The 16259-nt window shown below is 66.6% G+C and carries 12 protein-coding genes; 10 read left to right on the top strand and 2 right to left on the bottom strand.

The genetic code is table 11. The features are described from left to right. The first annotated feature begins 4 nt into the window (after positions 1 to 4). Entirely contained in the window at positions 5 to 1762 is a 1758-nt protein-coding gene (locus tag ABQ039_RS11630; RefSeq protein ID WP_349778440.1) for a glycoside hydrolase family 9 protein, read from the top strand. Positions 1763 to 2068: 306 nt separating this feature from the next. Here the strand turns inward: ABQ039_RS11630 and upp are convergent, their stop codons facing one another. Beyond that, positions 2069 to 2701, bottom strand: coding sequence for a uracil phosphoribosyltransferase (gene upp, locus ABQ039_RS11625; protein WP_024940024.1), 633 nt, complete (start codon positions 2699 to 2701; stop codon positions 2069 to 2071). Between the two features lie 151 nt (positions 2702 to 2852). Here upp and ABQ039_RS11620 point away from each other — a divergent pair, with 151 nt between their 5' ends. The 4 genes from ABQ039_RS11620 (at position 2853) to ABQ039_RS11605 (ending at position 8862) form a co-directional block, all read left to right on the top strand. Further along, positions 2853 to 5414 (top strand): TonB-dependent receptor, encoded by a 2562-nt coding sequence (locus ABQ039_RS11620; RefSeq protein WP_026064507.1) that lies wholly within the window; start codon positions 2853 to 2855, stop codon positions 5412 to 5414. Between the two features lie 14 nt (positions 5415 to 5428). Further along, positions 5429 to 6547 carry a phytase gene (locus ABQ039_RS11615; protein WP_184609543.1) on the top strand — a complete coding sequence of 373 codons (1119 nt, stop codon included), beginning with the start codon at positions 5429 to 5431 and terminating at the stop codon, positions 6545 to 6547. Then, complete coding sequence (locus tag ABQ039_RS11610; RefSeq protein ID WP_184609294.1) at positions 6544 to 7923, top strand: metallophosphoesterase family protein; 1380 nt, start codon at positions 6544 to 6546, stop codon at positions 7921 to 7923. Before ABQ039_RS11615 ends, ABQ039_RS11610 begins: the two co-directional genes overlap by 4 nt. Before the next feature lie 231 nt (positions 7924 to 8154). Further along, positions 8155 to 8862, top strand: coding sequence for a glycosyltransferase family 32 protein (locus tag ABQ039_RS11605; RefSeq protein ID WP_024940028.1), 708 nt, complete (start codon positions 8155 to 8157; stop codon positions 8860 to 8862). Positions 8863 to 9111: 249 nt separating this feature from the next. Here ABQ039_RS11605 and ABQ039_RS11600 read toward each other — a convergent pair whose 3' ends face one another. Next, positions 9112 to 10608, bottom strand: coding sequence for an aminotransferase class III-fold pyridoxal phosphate-dependent enzyme (locus ABQ039_RS11600; RefSeq protein WP_184609295.1), 1497 nt, complete (start codon positions 10606 to 10608; stop codon positions 9112 to 9114). A 121-nt stretch (positions 10609 to 10729) separates the two neighbouring features. Here ABQ039_RS11600 and ABQ039_RS11595 point away from each other — a divergent pair, with 121 nt between their 5' ends. From ABQ039_RS11595 to secD, 5 genes are all read left to right on the top strand, one after another. After that, entirely contained in the window at positions 10730 to 11161 is a 432-nt protein-coding gene (locus tag ABQ039_RS11595) for an Lrp/AsnC family transcriptional regulator (RefSeq protein WP_016903291.1), read from the top strand. Between the two features lie 196 nt (positions 11162 to 11357). Beyond that, positions 11358 to 12428 carry a tRNA preQ1(34) S-adenosylmethionine ribosyltransferase-isomerase QueA gene (gene queA / locus ABQ039_RS11590; RefSeq protein WP_154832196.1) on the top strand — a complete coding sequence of 357 codons (1071 nt, stop codon included), beginning with the start codon at positions 11358 to 11360 and terminating at the stop codon, positions 12426 to 12428. 69 nt (positions 12429 to 12497) lie between these two features. Further along, complete coding sequence (gene tgt / locus ABQ039_RS11585; protein WP_016903293.1) at positions 12498 to 13643, top strand: tRNA guanosine(34) transglycosylase Tgt; 1146 nt, start codon at positions 12498 to 12500, stop codon at positions 13641 to 13643. Between the two features lie 131 nt (positions 13644 to 13774). Then, on the top strand, positions 13775 to 14128 hold the full coding sequence (gene yajC / locus ABQ039_RS11580) for a preprotein translocase subunit YajC (RefSeq protein WP_016903294.1): 354 nt from the start codon (positions 13775 to 13777) through the stop codon (positions 14126 to 14128). A 186-nt stretch (positions 14129 to 14314) separates the two neighbouring features. Continuing rightward, the gene (secD, locus tag ABQ039_RS11575; protein ID WP_039516458.1) at positions 14315 to 16159 is read left to right on the top strand and encodes a protein translocase subunit SecD; all 1845 of its coding nucleotides are present in this window, start codon (positions 14315 to 14317) and stop codon (positions 16157 to 16159) included. Positions 16160 to 16259 lie beyond the last annotated feature (100 nt).

Raw genomic sequence — 16259 nt, 5'->3', positions numbered from 1 at the left:
TGGCATGAACATTTTCCAGACTCTGCTCACCGGCATGGTGATCGCATCGCCCATCGCCGCTTGCGCGGCCGATACCACCGGCGACCAGGCCGCAGCGACAACGGGCGCTGCCATCCACGTCAATCAGCTCGGCTATCTGCCGGGCTCGGCCAAGCTTGCGGTGCTCGGATTGCCGCAAGGCGCGGCGCCCACCGCGGACCGTTTCACGGTCGAGGATGCGCAGGGCCGCCAGGTGCTGGAGGGCAGGCTGCAGGCCGCCGCGCTGTGGACGCCGGCCGGCCAGCAGGCGCGGGTGGCGGATTTTTCCAGCCTGCGCGCGCCGGGTACCTACCGGTTGAAGATCGACGGGCAGCCGGTGTCCGATCCGTTCCCGATCGCGGCCAGCGCGTATCGGCCCGTGCTCGACGCATCGCTCAAGGCGTTCTATTTCAATCGCGCCAGTACTGCGCTGCCGGCGCAGTTCGCCGGGCGCTATGCGCGTGCGGCCGGGCATCCGGATACGCAGGTGCGCATCCATCCTTCGGCGGCATCGGCCACGCGCCCGGCCGACAGCGTGATCAGTGCGCCCAAGGGCTGGTACGACGCCGGCGACTACAACAAGTACATCGTCAATTCCGGCATCAGCACCTATACCTTGCTGGCCGCCTATGAGCAGTACCCGGCACTGTTCAAGGCGCAGGCCTTGACCATTCCCGACGACGCGCCCGGCGTGCCCGGCATCCTGCAAGAGACCTGGTGGAATCTGGAATGGATGCTGGCCATGCAGGACCCGGCCGACGGTGGCGTGTACCACAAGCTCACCGACAAGCAGTTCGACGGGTTGGTGATGCCCGCGCAGGCCACGCAACAACGCTATGTAGTGATGAAGGCCACCGCCGCCACGCTGGATTTCGCCGCAGTGATGGCGGCAGCCAGCCGCGTCTATGCGCCGTTCGACAAGCAGTATCCGGGCGCATCGGCGCGCATGTTGAACGCCGCGCGCAGTGCCTGGGCGTGGGCGCAGCAACACCCGGATGTGATCTATCGCCAACCCGACGACGTGCGCACCGGCGGCTATGACGATGCGCAGGTAGACGACGAATTCGCCTGGGCCGCGGCCGAGCTGTACGTGAGCACGCGCGAGGACGGCTTCTACGACGCAATGATTGCGCGCAACGTACCGGCCAGCGTGCCGGGCTGGAGCAACGTCGGCGGCCTGGCCTGGATGTCGCTGGCCGAACATCGCGACCGGCTCACCCCGCATGCCGATCGCGCACGCATCACCCGTGAGATCACCGGCCTGGCGCAGCGTCTTGCCGATGAGTGGCAGGCCTCGCCCTGGCGTCTGGCGATGAGCGACACCGACTTCGTGTGGGGCAGCAATGTGGTGGTGCTCAACCGCGCGATGATGCTGATGCAGGGCTATCGGCTGACCCGGCAGCGGCCGTATCTGGATGCTGCGCAGTCGCAGCTGGATTACATCCTGGGGCGCAATCCGTTGGGCCTGTCGTTCGTCACCGGCGTCGGGCTGCGCAGCCCGATGCATATCCACCATCGCCCCTCCGAGGCCGACGGCATCGACGCCCCGGTGCCGGGCTGGCTGGCCGGTGGTCCGCAACCGGGCCAGCAGGACGCCAAGGACTGCAAGGTGGCGTACCCCTCCAAACTGCCGGCGCTGTCGTATCTGGACAACACCTGCAGTTATGCCAGCAACGAGGTGGCGATCAACTGGAATGCGCCGCTGGTGTATGTGAGTGCGGCGATCGAGGCGTCGACGCGCTGAGGTGGGCATTTTTCAACGCAACGAACGATGCCGCGGCTGTTCCTTCTCCCACCGGGAGAAGGTGGCGCGCAGCGCCGGATGAGGGTGCGCCTCAGGGGAGCTACCAATGCCGGCAATGACAAACGCGTCGCCACGTGCCGTCAGAAGTGACTCGCCGACTGCTTCGCTAGACGGACCTTCACCCCAATCCCCACTGCGCGCCCCCGGCCCGCGCTTGCGGCGCGGGCGCTTCAAGGCACGCGCGCCAATGGCGCGCAAGCGGAGTCTTCTCGCCCCGCAGGCAGAGGGGCTTCAAGCCTCCGCAGCTCACTCCACCCGCGTTCCGAAGATGCGGTCGCCTGCATCGCCCAGGCCGGGCAGGATGTAGCCCTTGTCGTTGAGGTGGTCGTCGATCGCGGCGGTGTAGACCTCCACGTCCGGATGCACGGCTTCCAGTGCCTTGAGGCCTTCCGGTGCGGCGACCAGGAAGATGCCCTTGATCCGCCGCGCGCCGGCGCGCTTGAGCATGTCGATGGTGGCGATCAGCGTGCCGCCGGTGGCCAGCATCGGGTCCAGGATCAGTGCATCGCGTTCTTCCAGGCGGCCGGTGAGGCGTTCGAAGTAGGGCACCGGCTGCAGGGTTTCTTCGTCGCGCTGCAGGCCGACCACGCTCACGCGCGCGGCCGGGATCAGCGCCAGCACGCCGGGCAGCATGCCCAACCCTGCGCGCAGGATCGGTACCAGGGTGATTTTTGCGCCGGCAATCCGCTGCACGGTCACCGGGCCGGCCCAGCCGGGTTGCACGTGCGATTCGGTGTCCAGATTGGCGGTGGCCTCGTAGGCCAGCAGCGTGCCCAGCTCGGTGACAAGTTCGCGGAAGCCCTTGGTGCTCAAGGCGGCATCGCGCAGCAGACCGATCTTGTGCTGGACGAGGGGGTGACGCACTTCGACGATTTTCATGGGCAGCGACAGGCGGGAGAGACCCACAGTGTGCCGCAGCCGGCGGCAGCGTCGCCACACATTGCGCGTGATCGCGCTTGCATATGTCATGTCAGTGAAACGTCGTAGACATAGTGTGCCCACCCATTCTTAACCGATTGGGGAAGCACCCGTGTTGAACAAGACTCCGCTGTGCCTGGCGATCACGCTGACGTTGGCGGCGGCCGCGTGGAGCCCGCTTGCGCAGGCGGCCGAGGGTGCGGCAGCTGCCACCGGTGCATCCGGCGCGGCGGCCATCGATCTGGAGCGCCTGGAAGTGCGCCCGCAGGTGGAATCGCAGGTGCGCGCAGTCGATCTCAAGCGTGGCTCCGATGCGATCCAGGATGCGGTGGCCTCCGATGCGATGGGCCGTTACCCCGACAAGAATGTTGCAGAATCCTTGCAGCGCCTGCCCGGCGTCAGCGTCACCCGCGATCAGGGCGAGGGCCGCTTCGTGGTGATCCGCGGCCTGGATTCGGCGCTCAACAGCGTCACCATCGACGGCATGACCATGGGCACGCCGGAAGACGGCACGCGCTCGGCGCCGCTGGACGTGATTCCGTCCGACTCGACCGAACGCCTGAAGGTGGTCAAGTCGCCGACTCCGGACATGCCGGGCGATTCCATCGGCGGTGCGATCCAGGTCGAGTCCACCTCCGCGTTCGATCGCGATGGCCGCACGCTGCGCGGCTCGGTCGAAGGCAGCCACCAGTCGCTGTCGGGCAAGACCAGCCCGAAGGGCGCGTTCAACTACAGCGATATCTTCGACGGCACCTTCGGCGTCGCAGTGGGCGTGAACTACCAGGACCGCGAATTCGAATCCGACAATACCGAGGTGGCCTACGACAGCTTCGACGGCGGTGCGGCCGACGATCTGTTCGCCGGCGAGGTGCAGCGCCGCAAGTACTTCATCGAGCGCACCCGCATGGGCGCCAACCTCAATCTGGACTGGCGCCCCGACGCGGACAACCGCTATTACCTGCGCACGCTGTACAGCCGCTTCGACGATGCCGAAACCCGCCAGCGCACCATCTTCGGCCTGGCCGATGGGCAGGTCAGCGCCAATGGCGATGGCACCTACGAGGTGGCCGACCTGCCGGCCGATTCCATCTCCAAGCGCGTGCGCTATCGCACCAAGAAGGAGGACACCATGGCCTTGAGCGTGGGCGGTGAAAACCGTCTGAGCGCGGCCACGGTGGATTACAAGCTGGGCTACACCAAGACCACCGAGCGCGTGAACGACGAGATGGAGGCGCGCTTCAACTATGACGGCGACGATCTGTCGGCCACGGTCGACCAGAACAGCGGCATTCCGCGCCTGGGCTTTTCCGACAACGGCTGGCAGAGCAACGACGATTTCGTGTTCGACCGCTTCGTGCTTGCGCCCAAGCGGGTGGACGACAGCGAGCGCAGCGCGCAGATCAACGTGCGCTTCGACGGCGAGCATTCCAGCCTGAAGATGGGTGTGCTCGGCCGCTGGCGCGAGCGCGATGTCAATGTGGACGAAAGCGAGCTGCGTCGCGGGCCGGCGATCGATCTGAGCGACTGGACCACCGCCGCGCCGGAACACCGCGGCGGCACCCTGGGCGAAAGCATCGGCTCGGACGGCATGCGCCGTTACTGGAACACCTCCGGCAATCTGTACAGCGCGCGCCCGCAGGATGTCGGCGGCAATCTGCAGACCTCGCTGCAGGACGACTACAAGGCCACCGAAGACGTGTTCGCCACCTATGTGATGGGCACCTGGGACATCGGTGCGCTGCGCGCGATTGCCGGTGTGCGCGTGGAAAACACCCAGTTCGATGCCACCGGCAACCAGGTCGACGTGGCCGAGAACGGCCGCACCGCCACGGTGACGCCGCGCGAAGCCTCCAGCAGCTACACCAACGTGCTGCCTGGCCTGCATCTGCGCTACGACACCGGCAATGACTGGGTACTGCGGTTTGCCGCCAACAAGACCTTGTCGCGGCCTGCATTCGGCGATGTCTCCCCGCGCGTGAGTATCAATCGCGGCGACAACGAGGTGAACGTCGGCAACCCCGATCTCGATCCGTATCGCTCCACCAACCTGGACCTGTCGTTCGAAAAATACATCGGCAGCACCGGCCTGATCTCGCTGGGCGTGTTCAACAAGTCGATCGACGACTACATCGTGCAGACCATCAGCACCAACGATGCCGAGTTCCCCGATCTGCAGGTCACGCGCTCGATCAACGGCGACACTGCCAAGGTGCGTGGCGCCGAATTCAACTGGCAGCAGGCGCTGGACTTCCTGCCCGAAGGCTGGAACGGCCTGCTGGTCGGCGCCAGCGCCACCGTGCTGGACAGCGACTTCGATCCCGGCCTGAGCGATCGCGCCGGCGAGGACTTCACCTTGCCGCGCTCGTCCAAGCGCATCTACAGCGGCCACCTGGGCTACGAAAAATACGGCTTCAGTGCGCGGGTTGCGGCGGTGTACCGCAGCGAGTACCTGGACACCATTGGCGAAAGCCGCGCGTACGATATCTATGTCGCCCCGCATACCCAGCTGGATTTCAGCATGAACTACCAATTCAACAGCCACGTCAGCCTGTATCTGGAAGCGCAGAACCTGCTGGACGAACCGCTGGAGCTGTACCAGGGCGTGCCCTCGCGCACGCTGCAGAACGAAGAATACGGCCGCACCTATGCGCTCGGCCTGAAGGTGGCACTGTGATCGCAACACGCGCGCTGCTTCACACAACGTTACTCCACACCACGCTGCTCGCCAGCGCGCTGGCGCTGACCGCCTGCGCCAGCGCACCGGTCGACCGCGAAGCCGACGAGGCGTTGCTGAAAGACCCCTTGCTCAGCGAGGCCAAGGTGGCGCACCAGGTGGTGCCGGAGGCCTTCATCACCGCGCTGACCCCGGCCGACAATCTGGATTCGCCGGCCAGCTGGAGTGCGCCCGATGGCAGCCGCTGGTTGATCGCCACCGCCAAGGCCACGCATGCGCTGGTGGTGTTCGATGGCGATAGCGGCAAGCGCCTGCGCGTGGTCGGCGGCAAGGGCAAGGCGCTGGGCAAGCTGGATCGCCCGAACGGGATTTCGGTGGTCGACGATCTGGTGTTCGTGGTCGAGCGCGACAACCGCCGCGTGCAGGTGTTCTCGTTGCCCGACTTCAAGCCGCTGACCAGCTTCGGCCAGGACGAATTGCGCGAGCCCTACGGCCTGTGGGTGCGCAAGCACGACGGCGGCTACGAGGTGGTGGTCAGCGACAACTACATGTCGCCGGCCAACAAGGATCTGCCGCCGCCGCTGGCCGAACTCGGTCAACGCTTTCGTCGCTATCAATTGAGCGCTGCGGGGCAGGGCTGGCAATCGCGGCTGACGCAGAGCTTCGGCGATACCAGCGACGCGGGCGCGATCCGGATCGCCGAGTCGGTGTTCGGCGACGAAGCGCATGCGCGCCTGATGATTGCCGAAGAAGATGTCGCCGTGGGTACGCAGTTGCGCGAATACGGCATGGACGGACGCTACCGCGGCCGCAATGTCGGCAGCGGCCTGTTCAAGGCGCAGGCCGAAGGCATGACGCTGTTTGCGTGCAAGGACGGCAGCGGCTACTGGATCGCCACCGATCAGTTCAAGGACCGCAGCGTGTTCCAGGTATTCGATCGCCAGAGCCTGGCGCATGTCGGTGCCTTCGCTGGCCGGGTGACCGCCAATACCGACGGTGTGTGGCTGGATCAACGCGGCGATGCGCGCTTTCCGGGCGGGGTGTTCTATGCCTTGCACGACGACCAGGCGGTGGCGGCATTCGACTGGCGCGATATCGCGCGCACGCTGCGCCTGAAAGAGTGCGCGCCATGAGCGCTGCACGTGCGGCGCTGTCTGCAGCGCTGTTGCTGGGGGCGATGGCGGGCACGCGGTCGTTCGCCGCCGAGCGCGCCGCCGAACCGAATACCCAGGTGCCGGCGGGTTCCAGCCACTATGTTGCCGATGGCTTCCCGGACCGCATCGTCGCCACGCCCGCGCAGGCGGCGGCGACCGGTTTCGCAGTGGCCTGGCGTACCGATGCCAGCGTCGATCAGCCGTGGCTGGAACTGGTGGTTGCCGGCGACTCGCCCGACGTGGGTACGCCGCGCCGCATCCGTGCCAGCACCGCCACGCTGGCCAGCGAAAACGGCAGCTCGCACCACCACCGCGCCGACATCGACGGGCTGAAGCCGGACACGCTGTACGCCTACCGCGTGCAGGGCAACCGTACCTGGGGTGCGTGGAATCATTTCCGCACCGCCGCCAGCCCCGACACACCGCTGACGCTGCTGTACTTCGGCGACACCCAGAACAAGAACCTCAGCCTGGTCTCGCGGGTGATCCGCCAGGCCTGGCGCTCGGCACCGGACGCGCGGCTGGCCCTGTTTGCCGGCGACCTGGTCAGCGGCAAGGACGGCCAGGACGACAACGAATGGGCCGAATGGTTCGAAGCCGGGCGCTGGTTGCTGGAAGGCACCGCAGTGGCACCGGCGCCGGGCAATCACGAATATCACGAAGAGGGCGAGGACACCCCGCAGGCCACGCGCACGCTCGGCAACCACTGGCCGGTGACCTTCGCCCTGCCGCGCAACGGGCCGTCGGCCACCGCGCGCACCAGCTACTGGTTCGACTATCAGGGCGTACGCATCGCCGTGCTGGACGGCACCTCGGTGCTGGATCTGGGCACCGGCCCGGCACAGGCGCAGTGGCTGGACACGGTGCTGGCCGACAACCCGCACCCGTGGTCGATCGTGTTGATCCACCAGCCGTTCTTTTCCCCGCGCGCCGATCGCGAGAACCAGAAGCTGGTCGAGCAGGTGCTGCCGGTGATCCGCCGCCACAAGGTCGATCTGGTGCTGCAGGGCCACGACCACACCTACGGCCGGCGCGGCGATGACGCAGGGCAGGCGACGCCGGTGTTCGTGGTCTCGGTGGCCGGGCCCAAGCAGTACCGTCTCTCGGACATGGCACGCAAGACCATGCGTCCGGTCGGCGAAGACACCCAGCTCTATCAGGTGCTTCGCATCGACAACCAGAAGTTGCGTTACGAGTCGCGCACCGCCACCGGACGTCTCTACGATGCGTTCGAGCTGGAGCGCGGCAGCGATGGCGGCAAGCGGCTGGTGGAGCAGGAAGCCGGGCGCATCGCACCGCGCGATTGCCCGCGCAGCGCAAGCCTGAAGGGACGCGCAGACCGTTGCTGGGAGTGAGGCACAGGACAGCAGCTGCGAGACCCGCCGTACCGGATGACGAGGCTGTGAGCGAACTTCGGTTGTGGATTGATGATGCAAATCGGCGGCAGGCGTAACCATTTAAAATTGTGAATTACGTCACACTAATAATGGGACTACTGTTGCGGCTGACCGGAGCTCCATCCGGGTAGCCGGCTTCGGTGCGGTGCTTCGATGGAGGTCTGGTTCCCCCAGCCCCGAGAAGCCCCCATGATCCCCCACGTGTTCCATCTCACTGCGCCGACCAAGCACCTGCTCTGGGAAGAGCGCAAGATCCGGGCCCGCCTGCAGCGGCTGCTGCCGGGCTGGACCTGCCATGTCTGGGACGACGCCGACAACTCCGCACTGATGCGGCGCGCGTTCCCGGAATTCGCCGACCGCTACGAGGCGATACGCTTCGGTGTGATGAAGGCCGACATCGCGCGCTGCGCCTATATGCACAGCTACGGCGGGTTCTATTTCGACACCGACTACAAGCTGCTGCGCACGCTTGGCGCGGACGTACTGGCACAGCAATGCGTGCTGCCGATCGAAGAGGGCGCGCCCGGCAACGAGCAGTTCAAGATCGGCAATGCCGTGTTCGGCTCGGAGGCAGGGCATCCGTTCTGGCGCGCCTTCATCGAGCACATCTTCACCACGCATGCGCCCGAGATGCTGGAAGACCACCGGCAGATTCCGATGATCTCCGGCCCGCGCGGCTTGACGCGTTTCTACAACGCGCACGCCGGCGAGTTTGCCGGCATCGTGTTCCCGGCGCGCGATGCGTTCCATCCGGATCGCACCTGGTTCGGGCTCGGTCACCGTGGCGGCACCGTCGCGGTGGGCTCGCACCTGTGCTGGGCGTCCTGGCGCGGCAAGTCGCCACGCCGGGCCGTGACCAATTACCTGCGCCGCAAGCTGAGCGCCGTGCCGATCTGACCGGGCCGGGCAGCACATCGCCGCGACAGCAAGGGCGCGCGGTGAGCTTCGGGGCGGCCGCGCACCTGTCCGAGGCGCGCAAGTACCGCCTGCGTCGCCTTGGCTTAAAGCGGCTCGCAAAACCATGGCGCTCACCTACAGGTGGGCGCGGCCGGTGCTGGGATTCAGCGTTTACCGCTCGGATACCGAAGTTACTGCGCACCGTCCGCTACCACATGAGGACGGCTCGCCACGTCCTGTCGCTGGCTCTCAGGCGGCCTCGGCCTGGGTCTGGCGCGGACCTTCCTTCAGCGCACGCGCGATCAAGCCGACCAGCAGATCGAGTTCGTCTTCGTCCATCGCAAAGTGCGGGGTGAAGCGCAGCGAATTCTCGCCGCCATGGATGACGTTGACGCCATGATGGCGCAACCACTCTTCGGTGGAACCGGCGCCATAGCACTTGAATTGCGGTGCCAGCTCGCAGGAGAACAGCAAGCCGGTGCCCTGCACCTTGGTGATCAAACCGCCCAGCTCGGACTGCAGTGCTTCCAGCTTGGCGATCGCCTGCGCGCCGCGGGTGCGGATGTTCTCGCGCACCTGCGGGGTGAACAACGCCAGCGTGGCGCAGGCGACATCCAGCGCACGCGGATTGGTGGTCATGGTGTTGCCGTAGGTGCCCTTGCGGTACACCTGCGCGGCGTGTTCGGTCACCGCCAGCACCGACAGCGGGTACTGCGCGGCGTTGAGCGCCTTGGAATAGGTCTCCAGATCCGGCGGGTCGAGCTGCTCGAACCCGGGGTAATCCACTACCGACAGCACGCCGTGCGCGCGCAGGCCGGCCTGGATCGAATCCACCAGCAGCAGGCTGCCATGCAGGCGGGTCAGTTCGCGCGCTGCGGCATAGAACGCGGCCGGCAATGCGCGGCCCGGGTCGCCTTCGCCCATCACCGGCTCCAGGAATACCGCCTCGATGAACCAGTGATTGCGCGCGGCCTCGTCGAAGGCGCGCTGCAGCGCCGCCACGTCGTACGGCGCGATCGCGATCACCGAGTCTTCGTCGCGGTAGCTGGCCAGGTACTTGGTGTAGGTCTTGCGGCTGGAATCGGAATACAGGCCGGGGCGGTCGGTACGGCCATGGAAGCTGCCCTTGACCACCACGCGCTTGATGCTGGCACCGGCGTGGCGCGCGCCCGGGTCGGTGTGCAGCTTGGCGTTGGTGTCGACGATGCGCGCGGCCAGGCCGACCGCTTCGGAGCCCGAGTTGAGACACATGAAGCGTGCGAACGGACAGCCGCCACGGGTATGGCCGATCTCGGCGCGCAGGGCGCGGTCGAGCCGGCGCTGCGCCAGGCTGGGGGTCATCACGTTGGCCATCACCTGCGGACGCGCCATCGCCTCGAGCACCGGCGCGGGGGTGTGGCCGAAGCCGAGCATGCCGTAGCCGCCGGCGTCGTACAGCACCGCGCCCTTGAGCGTGATCACCCAGGGCCCGCGCGCGGCCAGTGCCACGTACGGGGTCACCGCATCGTCGGCATAGAAGTTGATGAAGCCGTCCTGCACCGCACTGATCTGGGCGTCTTCGTCCAGGTCCAGCAGGTCGGCGGCCTCCGCGCGCACCTGCGCGTACTCGGCAACCGCCGCGTCGATGGCGCGTGCAAGATCCGGGTGGTTGGCGGCCAGACGCACGATGCTGGCATCGTCCAGGCCATCGGTCAGGCGGCGGCCGGCGTGGGCACGCAGCGGGGCGAGCGGGGCGAGGACGGACATGGCGCATCTCCTGCAAGGTGGCGTTCCCTTCCTATTATCGGCAGAAGATCGGCGTTTGGCAGCGTGAATCCGGGCAGGAAGTCGGGTATTTTCGTCGAATCGACGAACCAATTGGGCAAAAGTGAAAATCACTCCCTCCGACGAACGCCTGCTGTCGCTGCTGCGCGAGGACGCGCGCGCCTCCACCGCGCAGATTGCGCGCCGGCTCGGGCTGTCGCGCACCACCGTGCAGAGCCGGATCGAAAAACTCGAACGCGACGGCGTGATCAGCGGCTACACCGTGCGCACCCACGACGCCTACGAACAGGGCCGCATCCGCGCGCATATCCTGATCACCGTGCTGCCCAAGAAGATGCCGGCCGTGGTCAAGGCGCTGCGCGACATCCCGCAGGTACGCCTGCTGCACTCGGTCAGCGGCGCCTACGACCTGATCGCCCTGGGCGTGGTCGGCGGCGTCAACGAGATGGACGTGCTCACCGACGCCATCGGCGCGATCGACGGCGTGGAGCGCACGACGACGTCGATCATTTTGTCAACGAAGTTTGAGCGGTGAAAGGCGGGGATTGGGAATTGGGGATTGGGGATTCGTAAGAGCGGGCCGCTTGCGTCCTAAACGTTCCGGTCCGCGGATCCTGCTCTTACGAATCCCGAATCCCCAATCCCCGCCTCACTGCGAATCCCCAATCCCGAATCTCCAATCCCGGCCGCAGTTACAATATCCGGCTCCTCAGCCAACACATCCTGCGGCCTTGAAGAAGTCCGATTTCAACTATTCGCTGCCCGACGAGCTGATTGCCCAGGCGCCGTTGGCCGAGCGGGCGGCCAGCCGCTTGCTGGTGGTGCCGCCGTCGCCGCAGGCGCTGGTCGACCGGCAGGTGCGGGATCTGCCCGAGCTGCTGCAGCCGGGCGATCTGCTGATCTTCAACGATACCCGGGTGATCCCGGCGCGGTTGTTCGGGCAAAAGGCCAGTGGCGGGCGGGTGGAAATCCTGATCGAGCGCCTGCTCGGCGAGCGCGAGGCGCGGGTGCAGATCGGCGCCAGCAAGTCGCCCAAGGCCGGCAGCTGGATCGCGCTGGACGCCGGCGGCCAGGCCGAGGTGCTGGGCCGCGACGGCGAGTTTTATCTGCTGCGCTTCGAGATCCCCACGCCGCTGGAGCACTGGCTGCTGGAAGCCGGGCGCCTGCCGCTGCCGCCGTACATCCGCCGCGAGCCGGGAGTGGAAGACCGCGAGCGCTACCAGACCGTGTTCGCGCGCGAGGTCGGTGCGGTCGCCGCGCCCACTGCCGGGCTGCATTTCGACGAGGCATTGCTGGCACGCCTGCGCGAGCGCGGGGTGGAGTTCGGCCATGTCACCTTGCATGTGGGCGCCGGCACCTTCCAGCCGGTACGCGTGGATGCGCTCGATCAGCACGTGATGCACACCGAATGGCTCAACGTCGGCGCCGCGCTGGTCGAGCAGGTGCGCCGCACCCGGGCCCGCGGCGGCCGCGTCATCGCGGTGGGAACCACGGTGGTGCGCTCGCTGGAAAGTGCCTGGCGCACCAGCGATGCCGCGCCCGAGGGCGAACTGCTGCCATTTGCCGGCGAAACCCAGATCTTCATCCTGCCCGGCTACCGCATCCGCAGCGTCGATGCGATGGTCACCAACTTCCATCTGCCCGAAAGCACGCTGCTGATGATGGTCTCGGCCTTCGCCGGCCGCGAGCGCATCTTCGCCGCCTATCAACACGCCATCGAACAGCGCTATCGCTTCTTTTCCTACGGCGATGCGATGTTGCTGTGGAGCAGGGATTGGGGAGTCGGGAGTGGGGATTCGTAACAGCACTCCGCTCGCCGCCTTCTCGCTTTTGCCAATCCCGAATCCCCAATTTCCAATCCCGGCCTTTCAATGTCCCGACTCCAGTTCCAGCTTCAAGCCACCGACGGCCATGCCCGGCGTGGGCGTCTGACCTTTCCGCGTGGCACTGTCGAGACGCCGGCGTTCATGCCGGTGGGTACCTATGGCTCGGTCAAGGGCATCCTGCCCGAGCAGATCCGCGCGCTGGGTGCGGAGATCATCCTGGGCAATACCTTCCACCTGTATCTGCGCCCGGGCCTGGATGTGATCGGCGATCACGGCGGCTTGCACGGGTTTGCGCGTTGGGACGGGCCGATCCTCACCGATTCGGGCGGGTTCCAGGTGTTTTCGCTGGCGCATCGCCGCAAGATCACCGAGCAGGGCGTGACCTTCGCCTCGCCCACCGATGGCGCGCGGGTGTTCCTGGGTCCGGAAGAGAGCATGCAGATCCAGAAGGTGCTCGATTCGGACATCGTGATGATCTTCGACGAATGCACGCCGTACCCGGCCACCGAAGAGGTGGCGCGGCGCTCGATGGAGCTGAGCCTGCGCTGGGCGCAGCGCTCGCGGCAGGCGCATGACGGGCTGGGCAACGACGCGGCGCTGTTCGGCATCGTGCAGGGCGGGGTGCATCCGGACCTGCGCAGCCGCTCGCTGGACGGGCTGCAGGGCATCGGGTTCGACGGCTACGCCATCGGCGGGCTGGCGGTGGGCGAGCCGGAGCATGAGCGCAACGCGATGCTGGAACACCTGCATCCGCGCCTGCCGGCCGACCGCCCGCGTTACCTGATGGGCGTGGGCCGGCCGGAGGACCTGGTCGAAGGCGTGGCACGGGGCGTGGATATGTTCGACTGCGTGATGCCCACCCGCAATGCGCGCAACGGGCATTACTTCACCTCCTTCGGCACCGTGCGCATCCGCAACGCCAAGTACGAGCGCGACCTGGACACCATCGAGCCGGGCTGCGGCTGCCATGCCTGCAGCAGCGGCTACACACGTTCCTACCTGCGCCATCTGGACCGCTGCAACGAGATGCTGGCGCCGATGCTGGGCACCCTGCACAACCTCTGGTACTACGAGAAGTTGATGGCCGACCTGCGTGCGGCGATCGCCTCGGGAACCTTTGCCGAGTTCCGGCGGTCCTTCTATGCGGCACGCGGCGCCATCACGCCGCCGTTGCCGGGGGAAACCAGCTGAGACCGGCCGTCCGCGCCCTTGCGCGGACGGTTTGGAACCTGCATGGCATAATTCCCGGCTGTTCCGCTCCGGCGGTACCTGAATAGCGAGCGGCCGGTTGGCGCGCTGGCACCCAAACTAGGATGCACTGAATGAATCTGCTCGATTTCCTGATCCCCGTCGCCCAGGCGCAGGCCACTGGCGGCGCGCCGGCGCCCGGCCCGATGGGCGGCCTGTCCACCTTCGCGCTGCCGATCATCCTGATCGCGGTCATGTACTTCCTGATGATCCGCCCGCAGATGAAGCGCCAGAAGGAGCACAAGTCGCTGCTGGACAAGCTGGCGCGCGGCGACGAGGTCATCACCTCCGGCGGCGTGGCGGGCGTGATCACCGATATCGGCGACAACTTCATCACCGTGGAAGTGGCCGACAACGTGCGCATCCGCGTACAGAAGAGTGCCGTGGGCCACGTGCTGCCCAAGGGCACGCTGAAGTCTGCCAACTAAGCGGCAACCAACCCGCTGCGCCCACTGTCAGGTGGGCGCAGTCGGTGCCGCGAACCGGCGCTGAGCGCGCTGCTCCGCGGCACCGCCGCATCCACCTGACGACCGCTGGCGACGTTGTGTTGGCCGCCTGAAGTCGTTCTCACTGCTAGGCGCGTCGCCGGGATGGTGTCGCGCGGGACTGTCGCAATGCTTGAATTTCCTCGCTGGAAGTATTTTCTGATCCTGCTGGTGCTTGCGGTCAGCGCGTTGTACGCGTTGCCCAACATCTACCAGAAGGACCCGTCCGTGCAGATCACCGCCAGCCGCGGTGCCCAGCTCGACGACGCCTTGCGCAGCCGCATCGACGCCGACCTCAAGGCCGCCGGCATCACGCCGAAGGCCGTCACCCGGGAAGGCGACAGCCTGATGGTGCGCCTGCCCAACCTGCAGGCACAGACCCGCGCCAACGACGTGCTGCGCCAGCAACTGGGCGAGAACTACACGGTGGCGCTGAATCTGGCCTCGACCGTGCCGGACTGGCTGGCCAAGCTGGGCGGCCGGCCGATGGTGCTGGGCCTGGACCTGGTCGGCGGCGTGCACTTCGCCATGCAGGTGGACCAGAAGGCCGCGCTGGAAAAGCGCCTGGACGGCTTTGCCGAAGACATCCGCACCACGCTGCGTGACGGCCGTATCGCCTATCGCTCGGTCGAGCGCCGCGGCGACAACAGCATCCAGGTCAGCCTGAGCGAGGGCGCCAGCGTCGACGCCGCGCGCACCGCGCTGGCCAAGTCGCAGCCGACCCTGACCTACGACGTCAGCGGCCAGAACATCTCGGTCAAGGTGCCGGAGGCCGAACTCAAGCAGATCGCCAGCGGCGCGATCGAGCAGAACCTCACCACCTTGCGCAATCGTGTCAATGCGCTGGGCGTGTCCGAACCGACCATCCAGCGCCAGGGCGAAGACCGCATCGTGGTCGAACTGCCCGGCCTGCAGGACACCGCCGAGGCCAAGCGCCTGATCGGCGCCACCGCCTCGCTGGAATTCCGTGCGGTGGTCGAAGGCAATGCCGAAGACGCCGTGCGCAGCGGCAGCATCCCGCCCGAAGCCAAGGTCTACCGCGTACGCGATACCGGTGCGCCGGTGCTGCTCAACAAGCGCGCGCTGGTGACCGGTGACCAGATGGTCAGCGCCAGCGTCAGCACCGACCAGAACGGCATGCCGGCGGTGGCGGTGACGCTCAACAACGTCGCCGGCCAGCGCATGCTCGACTACACCAGCGCCAACGTCGGCAAGCTGATGTCGGTGGTCTATATCGAGCGCATTCCCACCGTCAGCATGGTCGACGGCAAGGAAGTGCGCAGCGTGCGGGTCAAGGAAGAGGCGCTGTCGCCGACCCGCATCGCCGGCGTGTTCGGCAAGAACTTCCAGACCACCGGCCTGGAGAAGGTGGAGGCCGAGAACCTGGCCAAGCTGCTCAAATCCGGTTCGCTGGCGGCACCGATGGATTTCGTCGAGGAATACGTGATCGGCCCGAGCCTGGGCGCGGAGAACGTGGAGCGCGGCGTCACTGCGGTGATCTACTCGTTCCTGTTCACGCTGGTGTTCTTCACCGTCTACTACCGCGTGTTCGGCGCGATCACCTCGGTGGCGCTGCTGTTCAACCTGCTGATCGTGGTAGCGGTGATGTCGCTGTTCGGTGCCACCATGACGCTGCCCGGGTTTGCCGGCCTGGCGTTGTCGGTGGGCCTGTCGGTGGACGCCAACGTGCTGATCAACGAGCGTATCCGCGAGGAGCTGCGACTGGGCGTGCCGGCCAAATCGGCGATTGCCGCCGGTTATGAAAAGGCCGGCGGCACCATCCTGGACGCCAACCTCACCGGTCTGATCGTGGCGGTGGCCTTGTACGCGTTCGGCACCGGCCCGCTGAAGGGCTTCGCGCTGACCATGATGATCGGTATCTTCGCCTCGATGTTCACCGCGATCACCGTGTCGCGTGCGCTGGCGGTGCTGATCTACGGCCGCCGCAAGAAGCTGAAGACCGTCGCCATCTGAGATGCGAGTCCGGCCTTGTCCCTGCAGTGCGCTGCTGGGGGCGGGGGATGAATCCCTTCGCAAGCGTTGCGCATCCTGACGGTGCGTAACGTCTAAACGG

Origin of the sequence: Xanthomonas sp. WHRI 6108 (assembly GCF_040202385.2) — a bacterium.
GTDB lineage: Bacteria > Pseudomonadota > Gammaproteobacteria > Xanthomonadales > Xanthomonadaceae > Xanthomonas > Xanthomonas arboricola.
The sequence above is the reverse complement of the archived record's forward strand: the minus strand, read 5'-3'. Positions and strand labels throughout refer to the sequence as shown.